This is a genomic window from Burkholderia cepacia, from assembly GCF_029962485.1.
Taxonomy (GTDB): Bacteria; Pseudomonadota; Gammaproteobacteria; order Burkholderiales; family Burkholderiaceae; genus Burkholderia.
On sequence record NZ_CP073638.1, the window covers coordinates 2,535,441 to 2,553,682 of the forward strand.

Annotated in this window: 22 protein-coding genes and 1 pseudogene; 11 read left to right on the forward strand and 12 right to left on the reverse strand. The window is 67.6% G+C overall.

What is annotated here, in order from left to right:
• Window positions 1-32 precede the first annotated feature (32 nt).
• Window positions 33-254 carry a hypothetical protein gene (locus tag KEC55_RS27835; RefSeq protein ID WP_059238606.1) on the reverse strand — a complete coding sequence of 74 codons (222 nt, stop codon included), beginning with the start codon at window positions 252-254 and terminating at the stop codon, window positions 33-35.
• A 315-nt stretch (window positions 255-569) separates the two neighbouring features.
• Between KEC55_RS27835 and KEC55_RS27840 the strand changes: the two genes are divergently transcribed.
• The 3 genes and pseudogenes from KEC55_RS27840 (at window position 570) to KEC55_RS27850 (ending at window position 2,756) form a co-directional block, all read left to right on the forward strand.
• On the forward strand, window positions 570-2,243 hold the full coding sequence (locus tag KEC55_RS27840) for an alkaline phosphatase family protein (protein ID WP_432626302.1): 1,674 nt from the start codon (window positions 570-572) through the stop codon (window positions 2,241-2,243).
• A gap of 13 nt (window positions 2,244-2,256) precedes the next feature.
• Window positions 2,257-2,436 (forward strand): annotated as a pseudogene (locus tag KEC55_RS35060) (lysine decarboxylase); the annotation flags it as partial.
• A 125-nt stretch (window positions 2,437-2,561) separates the two neighbouring features.
• Window positions 2,562-2,756: a YqaE/Pmp3 family membrane protein gene (locus KEC55_RS27850; protein ID WP_048023552.1), complete on the forward strand. Its 195-nt coding sequence runs from the start codon at window positions 2,562-2,564 to the stop codon at window positions 2,754-2,756.
• A 33-nt stretch (window positions 2,757-2,789) separates the two neighbouring features.
• Here KEC55_RS27850 and KEC55_RS27855 read toward each other — a convergent pair whose 3' ends face one another.
• On the reverse strand, window positions 2,790-3,695 hold the full coding sequence (locus KEC55_RS27855) for a LysR substrate-binding domain-containing protein (RefSeq protein WP_282508318.1): 906 nt from the start codon (window positions 3,693-3,695) through the stop codon (window positions 2,790-2,792).
• A 215-nt stretch (window positions 3,696-3,910) separates the two neighbouring features.
• On the opposite strand from KEC55_RS27855, the gene KEC55_RS27860 reads away from it, so the two are divergent.
• Complete coding sequence (locus KEC55_RS27860) at window positions 3,911-4,495, forward strand: hypothetical protein (protein ID WP_282508319.1); 585 nt, start codon at window positions 3,911-3,913, stop codon at window positions 4,493-4,495.
• A gap of 73 nt (window positions 4,496-4,568) precedes the next feature.
• Here the strand turns inward: KEC55_RS27860 and KEC55_RS27865 are convergent, their stop codons facing one another.
• Genes KEC55_RS27865 through KEC55_RS27875 form a run of 3 tightly spaced genes read right to left on the reverse strand, consistent with a single transcriptional unit; the run spans window position 4,569 to window position 7,178 of the window.
• Window positions 4,569-4,748: a hypothetical protein gene (locus tag KEC55_RS27865; RefSeq protein WP_034187692.1), complete on the reverse strand. Its 180-nt coding sequence runs from the start codon at window positions 4,746-4,748 to the stop codon at window positions 4,569-4,571.
• Window positions 4,720-5,727 (reverse strand): cytochrome d ubiquinol oxidase subunit II, encoded by a 1,008-nt coding sequence (cydB, locus tag KEC55_RS27870; RefSeq protein WP_282508320.1) that lies wholly within the window; start codon window positions 5,725-5,727, stop codon window positions 4,720-4,722. Before cydB ends, KEC55_RS27865 begins: the two co-directional genes overlap by 29 nt.
• A gap of 29 nt (window positions 5,728-5,756) precedes the next feature.
• Entirely contained in the window at window positions 5,757-7,178 is a 1,422-nt protein-coding gene (locus tag KEC55_RS27875; protein WP_176047675.1) for a cytochrome ubiquinol oxidase subunit I, read from the reverse strand.
• Between the two features lie 502 nt (window positions 7,179-7,680).
• Between KEC55_RS27875 and KEC55_RS27880 the strand changes: the two genes are divergently transcribed.
• From KEC55_RS27880 to ltaE, 3 genes are all read left to right on the forward strand, one after another.
• The gene (locus KEC55_RS27880) at window positions 7,681-8,013 is read left to right on the forward strand and encodes a hypothetical protein (protein ID WP_282508321.1); all 333 of its coding nucleotides are present in this window, start codon (window positions 7,681-7,683) and stop codon (window positions 8,011-8,013) included.
• Between the two features lie 13 nt (window positions 8,014-8,026).
• Window positions 8,027-8,578 carry a YMGG-like glycine zipper-containing protein gene (locus KEC55_RS27885; protein ID WP_282508322.1) on the forward strand — a complete coding sequence of 184 codons (552 nt, stop codon included), beginning with the start codon at window positions 8,027-8,029 and terminating at the stop codon, window positions 8,576-8,578.
• Between the two features lie 117 nt (window positions 8,579-8,695).
• A complete protein-coding gene (gene ltaE / locus KEC55_RS27890) occupies window positions 8,696-9,709 on the forward strand; it encodes a low-specificity L-threonine aldolase (RefSeq protein ID WP_282508323.1) in 1,014 nt (337 codons plus the stop codon).
• A gap of 114 nt (window positions 9,710-9,823) precedes the next feature.
• On the opposite strand, the gene KEC55_RS27895 is transcribed toward ltaE, so the two are convergent.
• Window positions 9,824-10,036 (reverse strand): DUF1059 domain-containing protein, encoded by a 213-nt coding sequence (locus KEC55_RS27895; protein ID WP_122948195.1) that lies wholly within the window; start codon window positions 10,034-10,036, stop codon window positions 9,824-9,826.
• A 147-nt stretch (window positions 10,037-10,183) separates the two neighbouring features.
• Window positions 10,184-11,089 (reverse strand): HTH-type transcriptional regulator ArgP, encoded by a 906-nt coding sequence (locus tag KEC55_RS27900; protein ID WP_282508324.1) that lies wholly within the window; start codon window positions 11,087-11,089, stop codon window positions 10,184-10,186.
• 291 nt (window positions 11,090-11,380) lie between these two features.
• On the opposite strand from KEC55_RS27900, the gene KEC55_RS27905 reads away from it, so the two are divergent.
• The 3 genes from KEC55_RS27905 (at window position 11,381) to KEC55_RS27915 (ending at window position 14,009) form a co-directional block, all read left to right on the forward strand.
• On the forward strand, window positions 11,381-12,034 hold the full coding sequence (locus tag KEC55_RS27905; RefSeq protein ID WP_176047666.1) for a peroxiredoxin: 654 nt from the start codon (window positions 11,381-11,383) through the stop codon (window positions 12,032-12,034).
• A 124-nt stretch (window positions 12,035-12,158) separates the two neighbouring features.
• Entirely contained in the window at window positions 12,159-13,229 is a 1,071-nt protein-coding gene (locus KEC55_RS27910) for a rhodanese-like domain-containing protein (protein WP_282511444.1), read from the forward strand.
• A 120-nt stretch (window positions 13,230-13,349) separates the two neighbouring features.
• The gene (locus KEC55_RS27915; protein ID WP_282508325.1) at window positions 13,350-14,009 is read left to right on the forward strand and encodes a glutathione S-transferase family protein; all 660 of its coding nucleotides are present in this window, start codon (window positions 13,350-13,352) and stop codon (window positions 14,007-14,009) included.
• Between the two features lie 103 nt (window positions 14,010-14,112).
• Here KEC55_RS27915 and KEC55_RS27920 read toward each other — a convergent pair whose 3' ends face one another.
• The 5 genes from KEC55_RS27920 to KEC55_RS27940 form a co-directional block, all read right to left on the reverse strand.
• The gene (locus KEC55_RS27920; protein WP_282508326.1) at window positions 14,113-14,805 is read right to left on the reverse strand and encodes a phosphatase PAP2 family protein; all 693 of its coding nucleotides are present in this window, start codon (window positions 14,803-14,805) and stop codon (window positions 14,113-14,115) included.
• A gap of 520 nt (window positions 14,806-15,325) precedes the next feature.
• Window positions 15,326-15,964, reverse strand: a complete 639-nt coding sequence (locus KEC55_RS27925; protein ID WP_282508327.1) for a 2-hydroxychromene-2-carboxylate isomerase — start codon at window positions 15,962-15,964, stop codon at window positions 15,326-15,328.
• 110 nt (window positions 15,965-16,074) lie between these two features.
• Window positions 16,075-16,551 carry an SRPBCC family protein gene (locus KEC55_RS27930; RefSeq protein ID WP_282508328.1) on the reverse strand — a complete coding sequence of 159 codons (477 nt, stop codon included), beginning with the start codon at window positions 16,549-16,551 and terminating at the stop codon, window positions 16,075-16,077.
• A gap of 127 nt (window positions 16,552-16,678) precedes the next feature.
• The gene (locus tag KEC55_RS27935) at window positions 16,679-17,164 is read right to left on the reverse strand and encodes an SRPBCC family protein (RefSeq protein ID WP_282508330.1); all 486 of its coding nucleotides are present in this window, start codon (window positions 17,162-17,164) and stop codon (window positions 16,679-16,681) included.
• Entirely contained in the window at window positions 17,136-17,501 is a 366-nt protein-coding gene (locus KEC55_RS27940) for an ArsR/SmtB family transcription factor (RefSeq protein WP_282511445.1), read from the reverse strand. The genes KEC55_RS27935 and KEC55_RS27940 overlap by 29 nt, the downstream gene beginning before the upstream one ends.
• 201 nt (window positions 17,502-17,702) lie before the next feature.
• Between KEC55_RS27940 and KEC55_RS27945 the strand changes: the two genes are divergently transcribed.
• Entirely contained in the window at window positions 17,703-18,233 is a 531-nt protein-coding gene (locus tag KEC55_RS27945; RefSeq protein WP_282508331.1) for a GNAT family N-acetyltransferase, read from the forward strand.
• The last annotated feature ends 9 nt before the right edge of the window (window positions 18,234-18,242 follow it).

The window sequence follows — 18,242 nt, forward strand, 5'->3', positions numbered from 1 at the left end:
CGTCCGCACATAGCGGGCGCGGTGGCTTTTTTTCAGCGCGCGGCGATCGCCGGTTCGCGCTTGTCCAGTTCCTTCCTCGCGGCCAGTGGCAGACGCGCATCGTCCCACTGCGTCAGCCATTCGATTTCCTTCGCGGTGAACACCTGTCCGTAGTTGCGCAACGCGTACTGCAGCGCGTCGACGACGTGGTGGCGAATGATTTCGGGGGTGCGTGCATCGTCCAGCACGAACCGGAGAGCTTCCAGGGTCGACATACTCGTGCTCCGGGTCAGGGAAAACCCTTTATCACACGCCAATAGTCGCGGGCCAAGCCGAAAAAAAATCGCGCGGCGGGTGACTCGGCGGAAGGTTTGACCGATGCACCGGCGTGGTGCCCGCCGGTGAGCGCGCACGTCGCAACGTGCGCCAGGTCACGTTGTTTTGCGACCGCGTCGTGTCGCTTGCGATTGGTTACGTTTGACAGAAAACAGAAAGCCCCGCTTCATCCAAGCGCCCCACGATCCGGCGATATTTTGCGCGCCTGATGGCAAGTCACGCAGTTCAACATCAATCGATGAGGTGGGGTGATCATGTCTTTCCTTGGTAAGCAGCGGAAGTTGGTGGCGATGGTGGCGGGCGCGCTGGCGCTCGCAGGCGCAGGCGCGCACGCGGCGCAGCAGGACGGCAACAGTCAGGGCGAAGACCGCGGCCACGCGAGCCGCGTCGTGAAACACGTGCTGCTGCTGAGCGTCGACGGTCTGCACGAGCAGGATCTCGCGCGCTGCATCGGCGCGAACACGTGCCCGAACATCGCGGTGCTCGCGAAGAGCGGCGTGACGTACACGAATGCGTATACGCCGGGCCTGTCGGATTCGTTCCCGGGGCTCGCGGCGCTCGTGACGGGCGGCTCGCCGAAGACGGCCGGCCTGTTCTACGACGTGTCGTATGACCGCAACCTGTATGCGCCGAGCGATACGACCTGCTCGGGCAAGCAAGGCTGGAACGTCGTGTTCGACGAAACGACCGGTATCGACGCGATCAACGGCGGCAAGCTCGTGCACCTCGACGGCGGCGGCGCGTTCAACCCGCAGGCGATTCCGCACGCGCGCGTGAACGGCCAGTGCGTGTCCGTTTATCCGCACAACTACGTGAAGACCAACACGGTGTTCGAAGCCGTGAAGGCCGGCGTGCCGAACGCGCACACCGCGTGGGCCGACAAGCACGCGTGGGGCTACGACTGGCTGAACGGCCCGTCGGGCAACGGCGTCGACGACATGATGCGCACCGAGATCAACTCGATCGACCCGGCGACGAACACCGACTACACGGACGTCTATTCGCACACCGCGCGCTTCGACAACCTGCACGTGCAGGCGCTGATCAACCAGATCGAAGGCCGTGACTCGACGGGCACGAAGAGCGCGCCGGTGCCGACGCTGTTCGGCGGCGACTTCCAGACGCTGAGCGTCGCGCAGAAGTCGCCGGTCACGAAGGGCGGCGGCTATCTCGATGCCGACTTCACGCCGAACGGGCAGGTCGCGAACGCGATCACGTACATCGACAACTCGATCGGCCATATCGTCGCGGCGCTGAAGCAGGCGAACCTGTATTCGTCGACGGCCGTGATCGTCACGTCGAAGCACGGCCAGTCGCCGACCGATCACACGAAGCTCGTGAAGAACGGCGATACGCTGACGAAGCTGCTCGAAACGAACAACTACCTCGACCCGAACGGCAACTTCGGCCAGAACAACACGACGACGGGCAACCTGAACGACGGTTCGGGCCTGGTCGGCACGGGCTTCGTGCAGACCGACGACGTCGGCCTGATCTGGCTGCGCGACCGCAGCCAGCGCACGGCCGTGGTCGAGACGCTGAAGGCGAACCTCAGCTGCAACGCGCCGGGGATCTGCGCGGACGGTGCGCAGGCGTACGTCCTGTATGGCGCGGCGCTGGCCGACCGCTTCGGCGATCCGGCCAACGGCCGTACGCCGGACATCATCGTCCAGCCGAATCCGGGCGTGATCTACACGTCGAGCACGAAGAAGGACGAGGAACACGGCGGCAACGCACCGGACGACAGCCACCTCGGCCTGCTCGTGTCGTATCCGGGTGTCCATCGCGCGCGCACCGTGAACGATCTCGTGGGCACGAAGCAGGTCGCGCCGACGATCCTCGAGCTGCTCGGCGCCGACCCGCACCTGCTGCATGCGGTCGTGGCCGAGAACACGCGCGTGCTGCCGGGGCTCGGTATCGGGCGCTGACGCCGCATGCCGGATGCCGCCGTCGGGCGGCGTCCGGCGCAGGGCGCGCGCGCGACTGGCACAGCGGCTGCACGGCTTGCGGCGGCACCGGATGCCGGTCGGCCTGATCGGCCCGCAGGGCGCGACCGATGACCCGATGCGGGTCGCGGAACGGATTGCGCACGCGGTGGCGTCGACGGGCATTGCGCGCGTCGCGCAGTGGCTGGCCGATTCGGCGTAGCGCCGGCGGGCGCGTCGGGCACGGGCTTGAAATGAGGTGAGCAACCCGTCATATTGGCTGCGCATCACCCGTTCAACGACGTACCGAGAGGATTGTTCATGCGCCTTCTGCTTGCCCTGCTGCTGCCGTGGTTCCAGTTTTTCACGATCGGCCGCCCGATCGCCGGGATCATCTGCCTGGTCCTGCAACTCACGATCATCGGCTGGCTGCCGGCCGCGATCTGGTCGGTGTATGCGCTGAGCCAGTACAAGACCGACCGCAAGATCGACGCGGCGTTGCGCGAGCGGCGGTGACGTAGACATCGCCGCCGATCCGCCCACCGCCGGTTACTGCGGCGGCGGCCCGTCCAGTTCCTCGGCCCGCGCGAACAGCCAGTCGATGAACGTGCGCAGCGCCGGATCGTCGTCGTTGCGATACAGGCAATGAAACGGAGGCCCTTCCAGGTGGACTTCCGGAAACAGTGCGACGAGCCGGCCGCTCGCGAGCGCGTCGCGCACCACCGCGCGCGGCGCGAGGCATACGCCGAGCCCGCTCGCGGCGGCCTGGACCAACAGGAAAAACTCGCGATAGAACGGCCCGCGCAGCGTCTCGGTGGCGTCCGTGCCGGCCTGGTGGAACCAGTATTGCCACGCCTGCGGCAACCCCGCGTAGTGGAGCAGCGGCGCATTGCGCAGGTCCGCCGGTACGCGCACCTGTTCGAGAGCGGGATGGCCGGGCGCACACACGGGAAGCGCGACATTCGCGAGCAGCGGGCGCGACACGAAACCCTTGCGACGCAGCTCCGGCGTATAGCGGCGGATCACGATGTCGCACGTTTCGTCGATCTGGTCGCGCTCCATGTCGGCGCTCGTGACGAGTTGCACGTCGATGTCGGGGTGCGCGGCCTGGAACACGGCCAGTTGCGTCAGCAACCATCCATGCGCGAATGACACGGATGCATTGACGCGGATCGAATGGCCGCCGACGGGCTCGAACATCTGCTCGGTCGCCTGCGCGAGCCGGCCGAGACAGCTCGCGACGTCGACGAGGTAATGCCGCGCGCGCGGCGTGAGCCGCAGCGAACGCCCGTCGCGTTCGAACAGCTTCTGCCCGAAGAACGATTCGAGCACGCGGATCTGCTGCGCGATCGCGCTCTGGGTCACGTTCAGTTCCTCGGCAGCGAGGGTGAGGCTCTGCAGGCGGCCGGCGGCTTCGAAGCTGCGCAGCGCGTTCAGGGGCGGCAATCGGCGCATCGTGAGATCGCGAAGAAAAGCTACACAGTGGGTCAAAAAATGTCGTTTGTGGCGGCTGTGGCGCGTCCCTATGATGGCGCCGACAGGAGAAAACCGCGATGACGATCATAGCGCCACCCGATTGCCGATCAACCGGAATTCGCCGCCGCCTTCACGACCGGCGAGCGGCGCGGCGCGCGATGCGTCGCGTGGCGGCGGTGGCATCGGTGCCACCGATGCGTGGCCGCGGCGCGCTGGCGCTCGCCTGCGCCGGGCTGCTCGCGATGCTGACGGGGTGTGCGGCGAAGCCGCAAAACGAACGCCAGACCGGCAGCGGCGGATCGCTGGTGCGCTACAGCTCCAGTCAGACCGAAGTCGACCTGACGGACAACGAGCAACAGACGCTGCGCATGATGACCGATCGCCGCTATGCGGGCGCGACGCAGGCGCGCGCACTCGACGCGGTGGCGGCCGTGCTGCGGGCGCAAGGCTATGCGCCGGTGACGGTCGACCGCGATATGGGGCTGATCGAAGGCGGCCGCAGCGACACGCTGATTCCGAAATGGCGGCAACTGCTGCGCGGCGCGCTGAAGGCGAAGATCGGCGGCTTGCCCGCGAAACCGGATCACGAGCGCGTGGCTGCCGTCGTCTCGGTCCGCGTGACGTCGGCGCGCGACGCGATCGTGCGTGCGCGCTTCGACCGCACGGTGTGGGACAGCAACGGTGATTCGCGGATGAAGACCGTCGTCGAGCCCGATTACTACCAGATCTTCTTCAGTGCAATGGACAAGGCGATGTGTACGACGTCGTGCGAGCGGTGACCAGGGCGAAGCCGCGGCCGTGAATGAGAAAACGGCCGCCCGAATCGTCTTTCGACCGGGGCGACCGTTTCGCTTATTTCACCGCAAACAGCGTCAGGTTCATGAAGATCTTGAACGCATAACCGAGCGTGACGGCGCCGATCACGCCGCCCGCCCACAGAACGACGAACCACATCCAGCCGCGCATGCGCGGCCGTGGCGCCTCGGGCGGACGATCGGCGGAATCAGTGGTGGTAGTAATGCTGGTCTTCATGGCGCACCTTGCCTCGGAATACCCAGTAACCCATCGTCGTGTAGGCGATGATGATCGGGAGGATAACCGCTGCGCCGACCAGCGTGAAGGTCTGGCTCGAACGCGGCGCGGCCGCTTCCCAGATCGTCATCGTCTGAGGAATCGCATACGGGAACAGCGTGACGAGCAGGCCGACGTAGCCGAGCAGCACCAGCGCCAGCGCAAGCACGAACGGCGTCATGTCGTGCCGGTTACGCACCGCGCGGCGCATCCACACCGCGCACGCGGCGACCAGGAACGGCACCGGCAGCAGGCGCCAGAACAGCCCCGAATCGAACCAGCGCTGCGCGATGGCGGGATCCTGCAGCGGCGTCCACAGGCTGACGACCGCGATGAAGCCGAGCAGCACGAGGGTCAGCGGCCACACGACGCGATGCAGGCGACGTTGCAGGTCGCCTTCGGTCTTCGCGACGAGCCAGCAGCAGCCGAGCAGCGCATAGGTCACGATCAGGCCGAGGCCCGTCAGCAGGCTGAACGGCGTGAGCCAGTCGAACGCGTCGCCGGCGAACACGCCATCCTTCACGTTGATGCCCTGCAGGAACGCGCCGAGCGCGATCCCCTGGAACAGCGTCGCGCCGGCCGAGCCGCCGATGAACGCGAGGTCCCACAGCTGTTTGGTGCGCCGCGCCTTCGCGCGGATCTCGAACGACACGCCGCGGAAGATCAGGCACACCAGCATGAAGATCAGCGGCAGGTACAGCGCGGACAGCACGGTCGAATAGACGATCGGGAACACCGCGAACAGCCCGGCGCCGCCGAGCACGAGCCACGTCTCGTTGCCGTCCCACACGGGTGCGACCGTGTTCATCATCAGGTCGCGTTCCTTCTCGTCCGGGAAGAACGGGAAGATGATGCCGATGCCGAGGTCGAAGCCGTCGAGCACGACGTACATGAAGAGCCCCAGTGCGATGATCGCGGCCCAGATTACGGTGACGTCCATAGGTTTTCTCGTATGCGGAAATGGGGGGCTCAGACGGTCTCGAGCGGCTCGTCGACGGCCGACAGCGGGCGGCGCGCGGTGTGATCGGGGCGCGTGTCGGGCATGTCGTGTTTCGGGTCGTGCTTCACGTCGGGCAGCGCGGGGCCGGCCTTCATCAGCTTCAGCATGTAGTACACGCCGGTGCCGAACACGAGGAAGTACACGATCACGAACGTCATCATCGACAGGCTGACCTGCTGCACCGACAGCGGCGACACGGCCTGCGCGGTGCGCATCACGCCATAGACCACCCACGGCTGGCGACCCGCTTCGGTCGTCACCCAGCCCGCGAGCAGCGACACGAAACCGGTCGGGCCCATCACGAGCGCGAAGCGCTGGAACCACTTCGATTCATACAGGCGGCCGCGGCGGCGCAGGAACCACGCGAGCGCGGCGAGGCCGATCATCGCGAAGCCGAGGCCGACCATGATCCGGAAGCTCCAGAACACGACCGTCGAGTTCGGGCGGTCTTCCGGCGGGAAGTCCTTCAGCCCGCGGATTTCGCCGTCCCAGCTGTGCGTGAGGATCAGGCTGCCGAGGTGCGGCACCTTCACCGCGTAGCGCGTCGTTTCAGCCTTCATGTCCGGGATGCCGAACAGGTTGAGCGGCGTGCCGCCCTTCTCGGTTTCCCACAGCCCTTCGATCGCGGCGATCTTCGCGGGCTGGTGCTTCAGCGTATTGATGCCGTGCTGGTCGCCGATCACGGCCTGCAGCGGCGCGAGCACGAGCAGCAGCCACAGCGCCATCGAGAACATCTTCTTCACGCTCTTGTCGCGGCGGCCCTTCAGCAGGTGCCATGCGCCCGTTGCTGCCACCACGAGCGCGGCGACGATGAACGCGGCGATCGCCATGTGGAACAGGCGGTACGGGAACGACGGGTTGAAGATGATCGCGAACCAGTCGGTCGGCACGACGCGGCCGTCGACGATCTCGAAGCCCTGCGGCGTCTGCATCCAGCTGTTCGATGCGAGGATCCAGAACGTCGAGATCAGCGTGCCGATCGCGACCATCAGCGTCGCGCCGAAGTGTGCGCGCGGGCTCACGCGGTTCCAGCCGAACAGCATGATGCCGAGGAAGCCGGCTTCGAGGAAGAACGCGGTCATGACCTCGTACATCAGCAGCGGCCCGGTGACGGCGCCGGCGAAGCTCGAGAAGCCCGACCAGTTCGTGCCGAACTGGTAGCTCATCACGACGCCGGAGACGACGCCCATCCCGAACGCGACCGCGAAGATCTTCGACCAGAACAGGCAGAGGGTTTTGTAGTACTGCTTGCCGGTTTTCAGCCAGCGGTATTCGAGCACGGCGATGAAGCTGGCGAGGCCGATGCTCAGCGCCGGAAAGACGATGTGAAAGGAGACGGTGAACGCGAATTGCAGGCGGGCCAGATCGAGGGCCGAAAGTGCGGTGTCCATACCAGATGACCGAAGCTGACGATACCCGCCGGCGGGTGCCGGCGGACCCCGGCAGACAGGCGTCGGGGTTGGCTGGAGTATGTGCCGCGATGTTGCACCGCGAAATGCGCCAACTCGTCGCAGATGTCCAGCCCGCCTTGTGCGATTTCGGGATAAATCGTTGATTCGTATCAAGAAGGCCGTTCGCGGCGCGCGCGGGCGCTACGTGGCGGTCTGACGCACGTGCGGCAATATGGCGCGTCGCATCATCGGAACGGTTTCGCGCATGCGGACGCGGGCGCTCGTCTGGCCGCCGCGCCGCCGCCGGCGGCGGATCCGTTGCGACGCGTTAGCCGCGTAACACGCGGGTCCGTGCGGCCGGGGTGTCGCAGGTGGGGTCTGTCACGGTGGTAACGTCGCGCAACATTCGCGCGCGCGCTCGTAATGGATGCCGCATCGCGCGCGGCGTAGCGTTCGGGGTGTCGGGTTCGCATCGGCGAACCGGCCTGCCGGAGAACGTGACGTGAATGGATTGAAGCTCGCGCTGGGCGCGGCGGTCGCGGTGGCGCTCGCGACGGGCGGCGTGGCGCATGCCGCCCGGGTCGGGGTCTATGTCGGCCCCGGCTTCGGCTACCCGTATTACTACCCTGTCGTCCCCGCGCCTTACTACTATCCGCCGCCCGTCGTCGCGGTACCGGTCGACCCCGGCCCGCCGCCCGAGTACGTCGAGAAGGGACAGCCGCAGGGCGATGGCGACGCGAACCTCTGGTACTACTGCGACGCGTCGAAGCACTACTACCCGCATGTGAAGACCTGCAAGTCGGGCTGGCGATCGGTGCCGGCGCGGCCGCAATAATGGAGCCGCGACGATGACCTCCGCATTTCGATTCTTGCGCGTGCCGGCCGCACTGGCGCTGGCCGGCCTGCTCGGCGCATGCGCGTACATGCCGACCGGGCCGAGCGTGATGGCGCTGCCCGGTACGGGCAAGTCGTTCGACCAGTTCCGCGCCGACGACGGCAGTTGCCGTCAGTACGCGTTCGAGCAATCGGGCGGCGTGAGCGCCGGGCAGGCGTCGACCGCGAGCGCGGTCGGCAGCGCGGCCGTCGGTACCGCGCTGGGCGCGGCGGCCGGCGCCGCATTCAACGGCGGCACCGGCGCGGCAGTCGGCGCCGGTGCGGGGCTGCTCGCGGGCAGCGTCGTCGGCGCGGGCGCCGCACAGGGCTCGGCCTATGACATCCAGCGCCGCTACGACTACGCGTACCTGCAATGCATGTACGCGACGGGCAACCGCGTGCCGGTGCCGGGTGGAATGAGCGGCGGCAGTGGTGGCGGGTATGGCGGTGGCGGATACGGCGGTGCGCCGCGCGCGGCGCCGCCGATGCCGCCGGCAGGCGTCCAGCCGCCGCCGCCGCGATACTGACGCGAGCGATTGCGGCTCTTCGGCCGGCACGCGCTGCGTGAATTGCGTACACTCTGAGTCTCGTTTCGGCAGGGCCGGGCGCAGGGATGCCGGTCCGCGTTTACTCAGGGCATAGCGATGATCGATTTACGCAGCGATACCGTGACACGTCCGAGCCAGGCAATGCTGGCCGCAATGACTGCCGCCGAGACCGGCGACGACGTCTGGGGCGACGACCCGACCGTGCTGCGCCTGCAGGCGGTGACGGCCGAGCGGGCCGGCAAGGAAGCCGGCCTGTTCTTCCCGAGCGGCACGCAGAGCAACCTGGCCGCGCTGATGTCGCATTGCGAGCGCGGCGACGAGTACATCGTCGGCCAGCTCGCGCACACCTACAAGTACGAAGGCGGTGGCGCGGCCGTGCTCGGCAGCATCCAGCCGCAGCCGATCGAGAACGCTCCCGACGGCACGCTGCCGCTCGCGAAGATCGCCGCGGCGATCAAGCCGCTCGACAATCACTTCGCCCGCACGCGCCTGCTCGCGCTCGAAAACACGATCGGCGGTCAGGTCCTGCCGGAAGGCTATGTGCAGGAAGCCGTCGCGTTCGCGCGCAGCCGCGGGCTGTCCGCGCACCTCGACGGCGCGCGCGTGTGCAACGCGGCCGTCGCGTCGGGGCGCCCGATTGCCGAGCTGTGCGCGCCGTTCGACACCGTGTCGATCTGTTTCTCGAAAGGGCTCGGCGCACCGGTCGGCTCGGTGCTGGTCGGCAGCCGCACGCTGATCGAGCGCGCGCAGCGCTGGCGCAAGGTGCTCGGCGGCGGGATGCGGCAGTCGGGCATTCTCGCGGCCGCATGCCTGTATGCGCTCGACCACAACGTCGAGCGTCTCGCCGACGATCACGCGAATGCCGCGCATCTCGCGGCGGGCCTCGCGCGCATCGACGGTGTGAAGGTGCTGTCGCATGCGACGAACATGGTGTTCGCGCAATTCCCCGAAGCCGATTGCGCGCCGCTCGAGGCGTGGCTCAAGGAACGCGGGATCCTCACGCAGATGCTGTACGCGTCGCGCTTCGTCACGCACTGCGACGTGTCGCGCGCGGACATCGATACCTTCATCGATGCGGTCGGCGCGTATTTCGCGCAGCGCCGCGCGTAAGGTGGAATGCGCCGGCCGGCGGGGGCGCCGGCGCGACGTGGCGCGAAGCAGGGAGCGTAGAGGCGACGGGGGCGACGTGGCAACCCGTCTGTCGATATCGGGCGAGCCGGCGGGTTACGCTTGCCGGGGTGCGTCGGCCGGCGGCGTGCCGTCGCGGAACAGCGCTTTCAGTTGCGTGCGCAGTTCGGCGCTGTCGGTGTGCTGGTGCACCAGCACCGCATGTTGCACGGCGGCTTCCAGCAGTTCGTTGTCGGAGTCGGCGGAAATCGCGACCGAGCAGTTCATCGCGCTGGGAAACTCGCGGCAATCGATATAGCGGCGGGACATGATGTTCTCCTTGCGGGAAAGGGAACGGACGGATTGGCTTGATCGACCGCGCGGCGCGTTCGCGAGGCCGATGGAAAAAGTATAGGCGGCGCGGCAGGGATTCTCGCCGCGTCGCGTACCGCGTCGGCGGTGTCGATCATCCTCGCGTCAAGGCAGCGGCGCGAGCAACCGGCGCGCCGCCTCGACGACGCGTTCGGACAGCGACGCCATCGTCGGCGACTGCACCGTCCATGCGTGCCAGTACAGTGTGACGTCGGTCGGATGCGCGGGCGCGAGATCGACGAGCCCCTGCGCATCGAGCGGCGTCGTGCCGATCAGCGGCTCCGGCACCATCGCGTAGCCGAGCCCGTGCCGCACCGCCGCAAAGTGCGAATGCGTGCCCGGCACGTAGTGGCACGGGTAGGCGCCGTCCGGCAACCCGAACTTCTCCTTCAGGAACGACGACTGCAGCGTGTCGCGCCGCGAATACGCGACGACGGGCGCCTTGCGCGCGCTCGCGCGGTTCAGCCCGCGCGGAAACCAGCGCACCGCGAACGCGGCGGCCGCGAGCAGCCGGTAGCGCATCGTGCCGAGCGGCGTCGCGATGCAGCCGCGCATCGGTTTCGGCTCGGTTGTCACGCAGCCGACGGCCATCCCGCTTTCCAGCAGCGCGAACGTGTGGTCCTGGTCCTCGATGATCAGCTCGAACAGGATGCGCTCGCCCGCGAGCACGGACGTCAGCGCGGGCAGGAACCAGGTGCCGAGGCTGTCGGCGTTCAGTGCGATCGTCACGGAGATCGGCGATTCGCGTTCGGTCGCGAGCGTGCTCTGCAAGTCGGCCTGCAGTAGCGCGACGCGGCGCAGGTGCTGCAGCACGCGCTGGCCGGCCACCGTTGGGCGGCATGGTCGCGTGCGCAGCACGAGCGGCGTGCCGAGGCTCGCCTCCAGCGCGCGGACCCGCTGCGTGACGGCGGATGCGGTCACGTGCAGGCGCACGGCCGCCTGCTCGAAGCTGCCGGTGTCGGCGACGGCCAGCAGCGCGGCGGCCTGCTTCGGATCGATCGTCATCGACATGTCGATGGCATTCCTGTGAACGTAAGACGAGAACAGCCGCTAGTGTAAGACAGCCCGCACACGCGCCCGGTCGGGCACATCGTGCAGCTGTGCCGCATTCGTCATTGGAATCGGCCAGGGCATGACGCACGCCCTACGCCGCATGCCGGTGGTGCGCGCATTTTGAACTAGGCTATATGAACGCGCGAAACCCGGCATGTGCCATGCCTGCCCTTCGTGCGTGGACGATCGCGTGTCGCGCGCAAGCCGCGGCGCGGGCGTCGTGACGATTCCCATTTGACGGAGACGAACATGTCGATTCGACTAGGCGAGGACGCGCCCGATTTCACCGCGGAGACCACCGAGGGAACGATCCGCTTTCATGAATGGATCGGTGACCACTGGGCGATCCTGTTTTCCCATCCGAAGGATTTCACACCGGTATGCACGACCGAACTCGGCTACATGGCCGGGCTCAAGCCGGAATTCGACAAGCGCAATACGAAGATCATCGGGCTGTCGATCGATCCGGTCAGCGATCACCGGAAGTGGGTGGCGGATATCGCCGAGACGCAGGGTCACGCGGTCAACTATCCGCTGATCGGCGACGACGAGCTGAAGGTCGCGAAGCTGTACGACATGATTCATCCGAATGCGGGCGGCGGCCCGCGCACGGCGGTCGACAACGCGACCGTGCGCTCGGTGTTCGTCATCGGGCCGGACAAGAAGGTCAAGGCGATGCTCGTTTATCCGATGAGCGCGGGACGCAATTTCGACGAAGTGCTGCGTCTGCTCGACGCGTTGCAGCTCAACGCGCAGCATACGGTGGCGACGCCGGTCAACTGGCGGCCCGGCGACGATGTCATCATTCCGACGTCGGTGTCGGACGATGCGGCGAAGCAGAAGTATCCGCAGGGCTTCCGGACGCTGAAGCCGTACCTGCGCTACGTGAAGCAGCCGGGCTGACGCGCCGTGCCGGCCGGATGCCGGCAGTGCAGGACCACGACGGGGCGGCCCGCGCGGCAGCCGCAGCGATAGCGGCGGCGCGGGCCGGACAATAAGCATCAACCTGCGACGGAGCACCTTCGTGATGATCTTCCGGCAACTTTTCGACCCGCAATCGTCGACGTATACGTACCTGCTCGCCGACCGTGCGTCGCGCGAAGCGCTGCTGATCGACCCCGTGTTCGAGCAGGTGCGCCGCGACGCGGCGCTGCTCGACGAGCTCGGGCTGCGGCTCGTCGCGACCGTCGACACGCACGTGCATGCCGATCACGTGACAGGCGCGTGGCTGCTGAAGCAGCGCACGGGCAGCGCGATCGCGATCTCGGCCGCGAGCGGCGCGCAGGGCGCCGACCGTTACCTGAACGACGGCGACCGCTGCGCGTTCGGCGCGCGCTACCTGACCGTGCGCACGACGCCCGGCCACACGAGCGGCTGCATCAGCCTCGTGCTCGACGACGAATCGATGGCCTTCACCGGCGATTGCCTGCTGATCCGCGGCACCGGCCGCACCGACTTCCAGCAGGGCGACCCGCGTGCGCTGTATCGTGCGGTGCACGGCCGGCTCTTCACGCTGCCGGCCGCGTGCCTGTTGTATCCGGCGCACGACTACCGCGGGCTCACGGTGACGAGCGTCGGCGAGGAGCGGCGCTTCAATCCGCGCCTCGGCGGCGATCTCAGCGAAGACGATTTCGCGGGCTACATGCGCAACCTCGGGCTTGCGCATCCGCGCCAGATCGACGTCGCGGTGCCGGCGAACCTGCAATGCGGCGTTGCCGCGAACGCGCCCGACGTGCAGGCGGCGCCCGACTGGGCGCCGCTCGTCTATACGTTCGCCGGGTTCTGGGAAATCGATCCGCAATGGCTCGAGGATCATCTGCCGGCCGTGCAGGTGGTCGACGTGCGCGAGCCGGACGAATTCACGGGCCCGCTCGGCCACCTGCCCGGCGCGACGCCGATCCCGCTCGGCGAACTGGCCGCGCGTACCGGCGAGATCGCGCGCGACCGGCCGGTCGTGACGGTGTGCCGGGCCGGCGGGCGCTCCGCGCAGGCGACCGTGATCCTGCTGAAGGCCGGTTTCGACGCGGTCGCGAATCTCGGCGGCGGGATGCTGCGCTGGCGTGCCGAAGGGCGCGTCGTGAGGGACGGCCGGTCGTAGCGATCCGAAGCCGAAAATAATTTCCGGACCGATGTCGAAACGGCCCGGCGCCGTTCGTCGTCAAGGTATCCGATCACATGGCGCCGCATGACGCGACGCCGAAACCCTGAGAGAGACGCGATGATGCCGACGCTTTACGCCCATCCCTTTTCGTCCTACTGCCAGAAGGTGCTGACCGCGCTGTACGAGAACGGCACGCCGTTCGAGTATCGCCTGCTCGCGCATGACGATCCGAAGCCGATGCAGGAGCTGACCGCGCTGTGGCCGCTGAAGCGCTTTCCGGTGCTGGTCGAGGCGGGCCGCACGGTGATCGAGGCGTCGATCATCATCGAGTATCTCGGCCTGAACCATCCAGGGCCCGTGCGCCTGCTGCCCGACGATCCGCACGCCGCGCTCGAGGTGCGGATGATGGATCGTTTCTTCGACAACTACGTGTCGACGCCGCAGCAGAAGGTCGTGCACGACGCGCTGCGCCGGGAAGCCGAGCGCGATGCACGCGGCGTTGCCGATGCGCGCGCGATGCTCGATACGTCGTACGCGTGGCTGGACAAGAAGATGGCCGATCGCGAATGGGCGGCCGGCGATCATTTCAGCCTCGCCGATTGCGGCGCGGCGCCGTTCCTGTTCTACGCGGACTGGACGCACCGGATCGATCCGAAGTTTGCGAACGTGATCGCATACCGCAAGCGTCTGCTGGCGCGGCCGTCGTTTGCGCGCGCGGTCGACGAGGCACGGCCGTTTCGCTCTTTCTTTCCGCTCGGCGCCCCCGATCGCGATTGACGTGCATGGCCGGCGCGCGGCGTGCTGCCGCCGCGCATGGCCGGCAGCGCGTACCAGGGCGACGGAACGACAGCAGCAGGGGCAGCATCGCGGCACCGGCCCGTTACATCGTATGCGTGACCGACTGCGCTAGCGTCAGCAGTTCGTCGAACTGCGTGATCAGCTCGAAGCACAGCAGGAACGCGAGCGTATAGGCCGGCGCGGGAAAGCGCCGGATCATCTCCAGCACCTGCGGCGCGAAGCGCGACCGGATCGCGTCGCGCGTCAGCAACCACGCGATCGCGACGCCGATCGCGGCGCCCGCGATCAGGTCGGTCGGATAGTGAAAGCCGAGATACGCGCGCGGCAGACAGATGAAGACGACCGAATACAGCAGCGCGACGATGCCGATGCGGCGCGCGATGATGAAGATGCCGGTCGCGATCGCCATCCACAGCATCGCGTGATCGCTCGGAAACGAACTCCATGCCTGCAACGTCGCGGCGCGCAGTCCGGCCGACGGGAAGTGCAGGTGCAAGTCGGGGTTGTAGATCGGCCGCACGCGGAACGGCAGCACCTGGGCAAGCACCCGGCCGATGGCGAGCGCGACGAGCCCGCTCGCGATCGTCGCGACCACCAGTTCGCGTTGCCGCTCGCGGTGCGGGCCCGGCTGGAACCACAGCCAGCAAAGGACGGGAATGAGCACGAAGCCCTTGAACGTGTACAGGCCGGCAATCACGCGGATCGCGTGATTCATCAGCGGGCCGAACGTCACGTGGGTGAGGAAGATCTGGATCGTGGTGTCGAAATTGTTCATGTTCTGCGACCCCGGCGGACCCGCAACGCATCACGCGCGGCCGGCTGGATCTGGAAGCGCGCTCGCCCGGAGCGCAACGGGGGGCAAGTATGTCACCCGTTATTTCGAAGAAAATGCGAAAAAATACCGGGAATCCCCTGATAAAACGGGGTTGTATGGTGGGGACGGATGGGAGAGCGCCGTGCGGTGGGCCAGGGTCGAATCGTCCGACGTTTGCGAGCGAGCGGGTACGACCGTTGTAAAAATAATTGGTTGAACTGGACAATTCGTCAGCGCGTCGCGGACCTTGCACCGGATGCACGATTGCCGTGCGCGATGCGAGCGAATCTGTCGGACCGCGCAGCGTCACGCATGCGCCGATCGAAAATAAAAGAAAAGGCGGGCAAGCCCTGTGGGCCTGCCTGCCCGGCTGCGCGACGGGCCCGCGTTGTGCGCCGTATTGATGTGCGAGGTCGTGCGGCACCCATCGATGGGCGCGACGTTCGAGACAGGAGAAGAAGGCGGCTCCGGATGGCTGCCGTCAGCCGCGCCGGATCCCTTCCGGCAGCGCGCTGATGCGGCGCACCTCGGGCGAATCGAGCCACGTGCGCGACGTCGCGCAGTCGACGAACATGTCGGTCGCGTCCTCGCCCCAGAACAGGTCGCCGTCGAGTGCGAAGGTCGGCACGCCGAATACGCCGTCGGCGATCGCCTGATCGGTGTTCGCGCGCAGGGCGTCCTTCACGGGCTGTGCTTCAACGGCCGTCACGCCGTCCGGAAAACCGACGGCCTCGCACAGCGCGGCGAAGCCTTCCGGCGTCGACACGTCCTGGCCGTCGCGCCAGATATGCCGGAAGATCCGCTGGATCGCGTCGCGCGAACTGCCCATCGCGATCGCGAGCCGCAGCGGCTTGATCGGGTTGAACGGGTGCGCGGGCGGCATCCGGAATGCGATGCCGAGCTTGTTCGCGCGATATTGTGCGTGGCGATAGGTGAAGACGCGTTTGGCCGCGATCTCGGCTGGCGCCTTCTGCCCCCAGTGCGTGAGCAGCGCGCCGAGCACGATCGGCCGCGGCTCGAACGCGGCGGCCGGCGGCAACCGGTCGAACTGTTCCTGCTGCAGATAGGCGAACGGCGAAACGAAATCGAAATACCAGGTGGCGGGGCGTGCGGCGCTCATCGCGAGAGTCTCCTCGTGCGGGTCCGGATGGATCGGGTGCGGACGAGTGTCGCACGCGGCGGCGTTTTACGCTGCCGCATCGCTGTTTCGCTACCGGCGCGATTGGTGTGTCACCCGGCTTCCACCAGCGCCGCGAGCCGCGCCAGCGCCATCTGCCAGCCCGTCTCGTTGTCGGCCGCCGGCACACCGGGCGGTACGCCGTCGTGCACGGCGTCCACGCGCGTGCCACCGGCTTCGTCGGACAGCGTGATCGTGATCGTCATTGCGCCGCGCAGCATCGGATCGTCGGTTTCGAACACGTCGATCTCGACGATCTGCTCGTCCGGCACGAGCGTGACGAAGCGGCCGTGATACGTGTCGGTGCGCGCGCCGGACTTGCCGGTGCCGGCCGACGGCACGTCGTAGCTCAGCGACACGCGCAGCGCGCCGCCTTCGCGCGCATCGTACGCATGCACGCGGCACGTCATGCCGTCGGGCACCTTCCACTGCTCGACCGCGTGCGGATCGAGCAGTGCGCGGTAGACGCGCCCGCGCGGGGCGTTCAGGTGCCGGCTGACCCGGGTCGAATGTGTGTGCGTGTGCAACATGTGGCCTCCCGCGGAATATGCGCGACGGTGCACGCCGGTGGCCGGCGCGTCGTCATGCTTCCTTCAGGAATCCTAGGCGCGGGCGCGGCGGCATGCAATGGCCGCCCGCGCGGGCGCGTACAGCCGTTCAGCGCAGATCGGCGGCGAAGGCGTCGAGCTGCGTGATGCAGGTGTTCCAGCCCTCGAAAAATCCGAGCGCCTCGTGGCGCTCGCGCGTCGCGGCATCGGGGTGCATCACGCGCGCCTCGTAGCGGCTGCCCGCATCGTCGTCGGCCATCGTGATGATCGCCGTGAAGCCCATCCACGGCGCCTGTGGCCGCCAGCCGCCGGTGAGCATCGACGTGAACACGATGCGCGATTCCGGCACGATGTCGAGAAAGCAGCCGGGATTGTCGCTCGTGCCGCCGTCGGGGCCGCGCATGAACGTGTGGAAAGCGCCGCCCGGCCGCAGGTCGAATGCGCGCACCTCGGTGGTCCACGGCTTCGGGCACCACCATTCCTTCAGCAATTCGGGGTCGGTCCACGCGCGCCACAGTGCGTGGCGCGGCGCGCGCAGCGTGCGCGTGATGACGAGGTCGTGGGCCTCAACGGGTTCGACGTGGCTTGCTGACATCGTGCTCCTCCTGATGGTGGCGTTCGACGAATTCGACGAGACGGTCGGATCGTGCCTCCCACAGCGCGCGCTGTGCGGCGAGCCAGGCCTCGGCCTCGGTCAGCCGGCTGCCGACCAGCGCGCAGGTGCGCGAGCGGCCGGTTTTACGGGTCTGCACGAGGCCGCTGCGCTCGAGCACGGCGACGTGCTTCATGAACGACGGCAGCGCCATGTCGAACGGCGCGGCCAGCGCGGAAACGGTTCGCTCGCCCTGACCGAGCGCGCTGACGATCGCGCAGCGCGTCGGATCGGCGAGGGCGTGGAAGACGTCGCTGATGCCGGGTTGAAAGTTATCCATTTGGCTAAGTGTAGGCGATGCCTGCGCCGATGCAGCGGAAATTTTCGTCGCGTAGGATGAAGGGGCAGTAACGCGCGCCGACCGGGCGCGACGTTGCCGGACGCCTGCTGCCGTTGTGCATGCTTCGACGATCGGCTGGCGCTTTCTATTCCGGCCCATGCCGAACCCGTGCATGCGGCCCGCCTGACTACTGGAGATGGCATGACCGAATCCGTTACCGTCCGCCGCGTCGATGCGCGCGAAGCGATGGCCTGTGTCGACGCGCTGGCCGACGTGCTGATCGATTGCGTGGAAGGCGGCGCGTCCGTCAGCTTCATGTTGCCGATCGAGCGTTCGACCGCTGTCGCGTTCTGGACGCGCGTGGCCGAGGGCGTTGCGAACGACGAGCGCATCCTGCTCGTCGCCGAGGATGCGGCCGGCCGGATCCTCGGCACCGTGCAGGTCGTGACCGCGCAGCCGGAGAACCAGCCGCATCGCGCGGACATCGCGAAGATGCTCGTGTCGCGGCACGCGCGCCGGCAGGGCATCGCCGCGCGGCTGATGACGGCGGCCGACGCGGCCGCGCGCGACGCCGGCAAGACCGTGCTTGTGCTCGACACCGTGACGGGCGGCGACGCCGAGCGGCTGTACGAGCGGGCCGGCTGGCAACGCGTCGGCGTCGTGCCGAACTTTGCGCTGATGCCCGACGGCGCGCCGTGCGCGACGACGTACTTCCACAAGCAGCTCGCGTAGCGGCAGCCG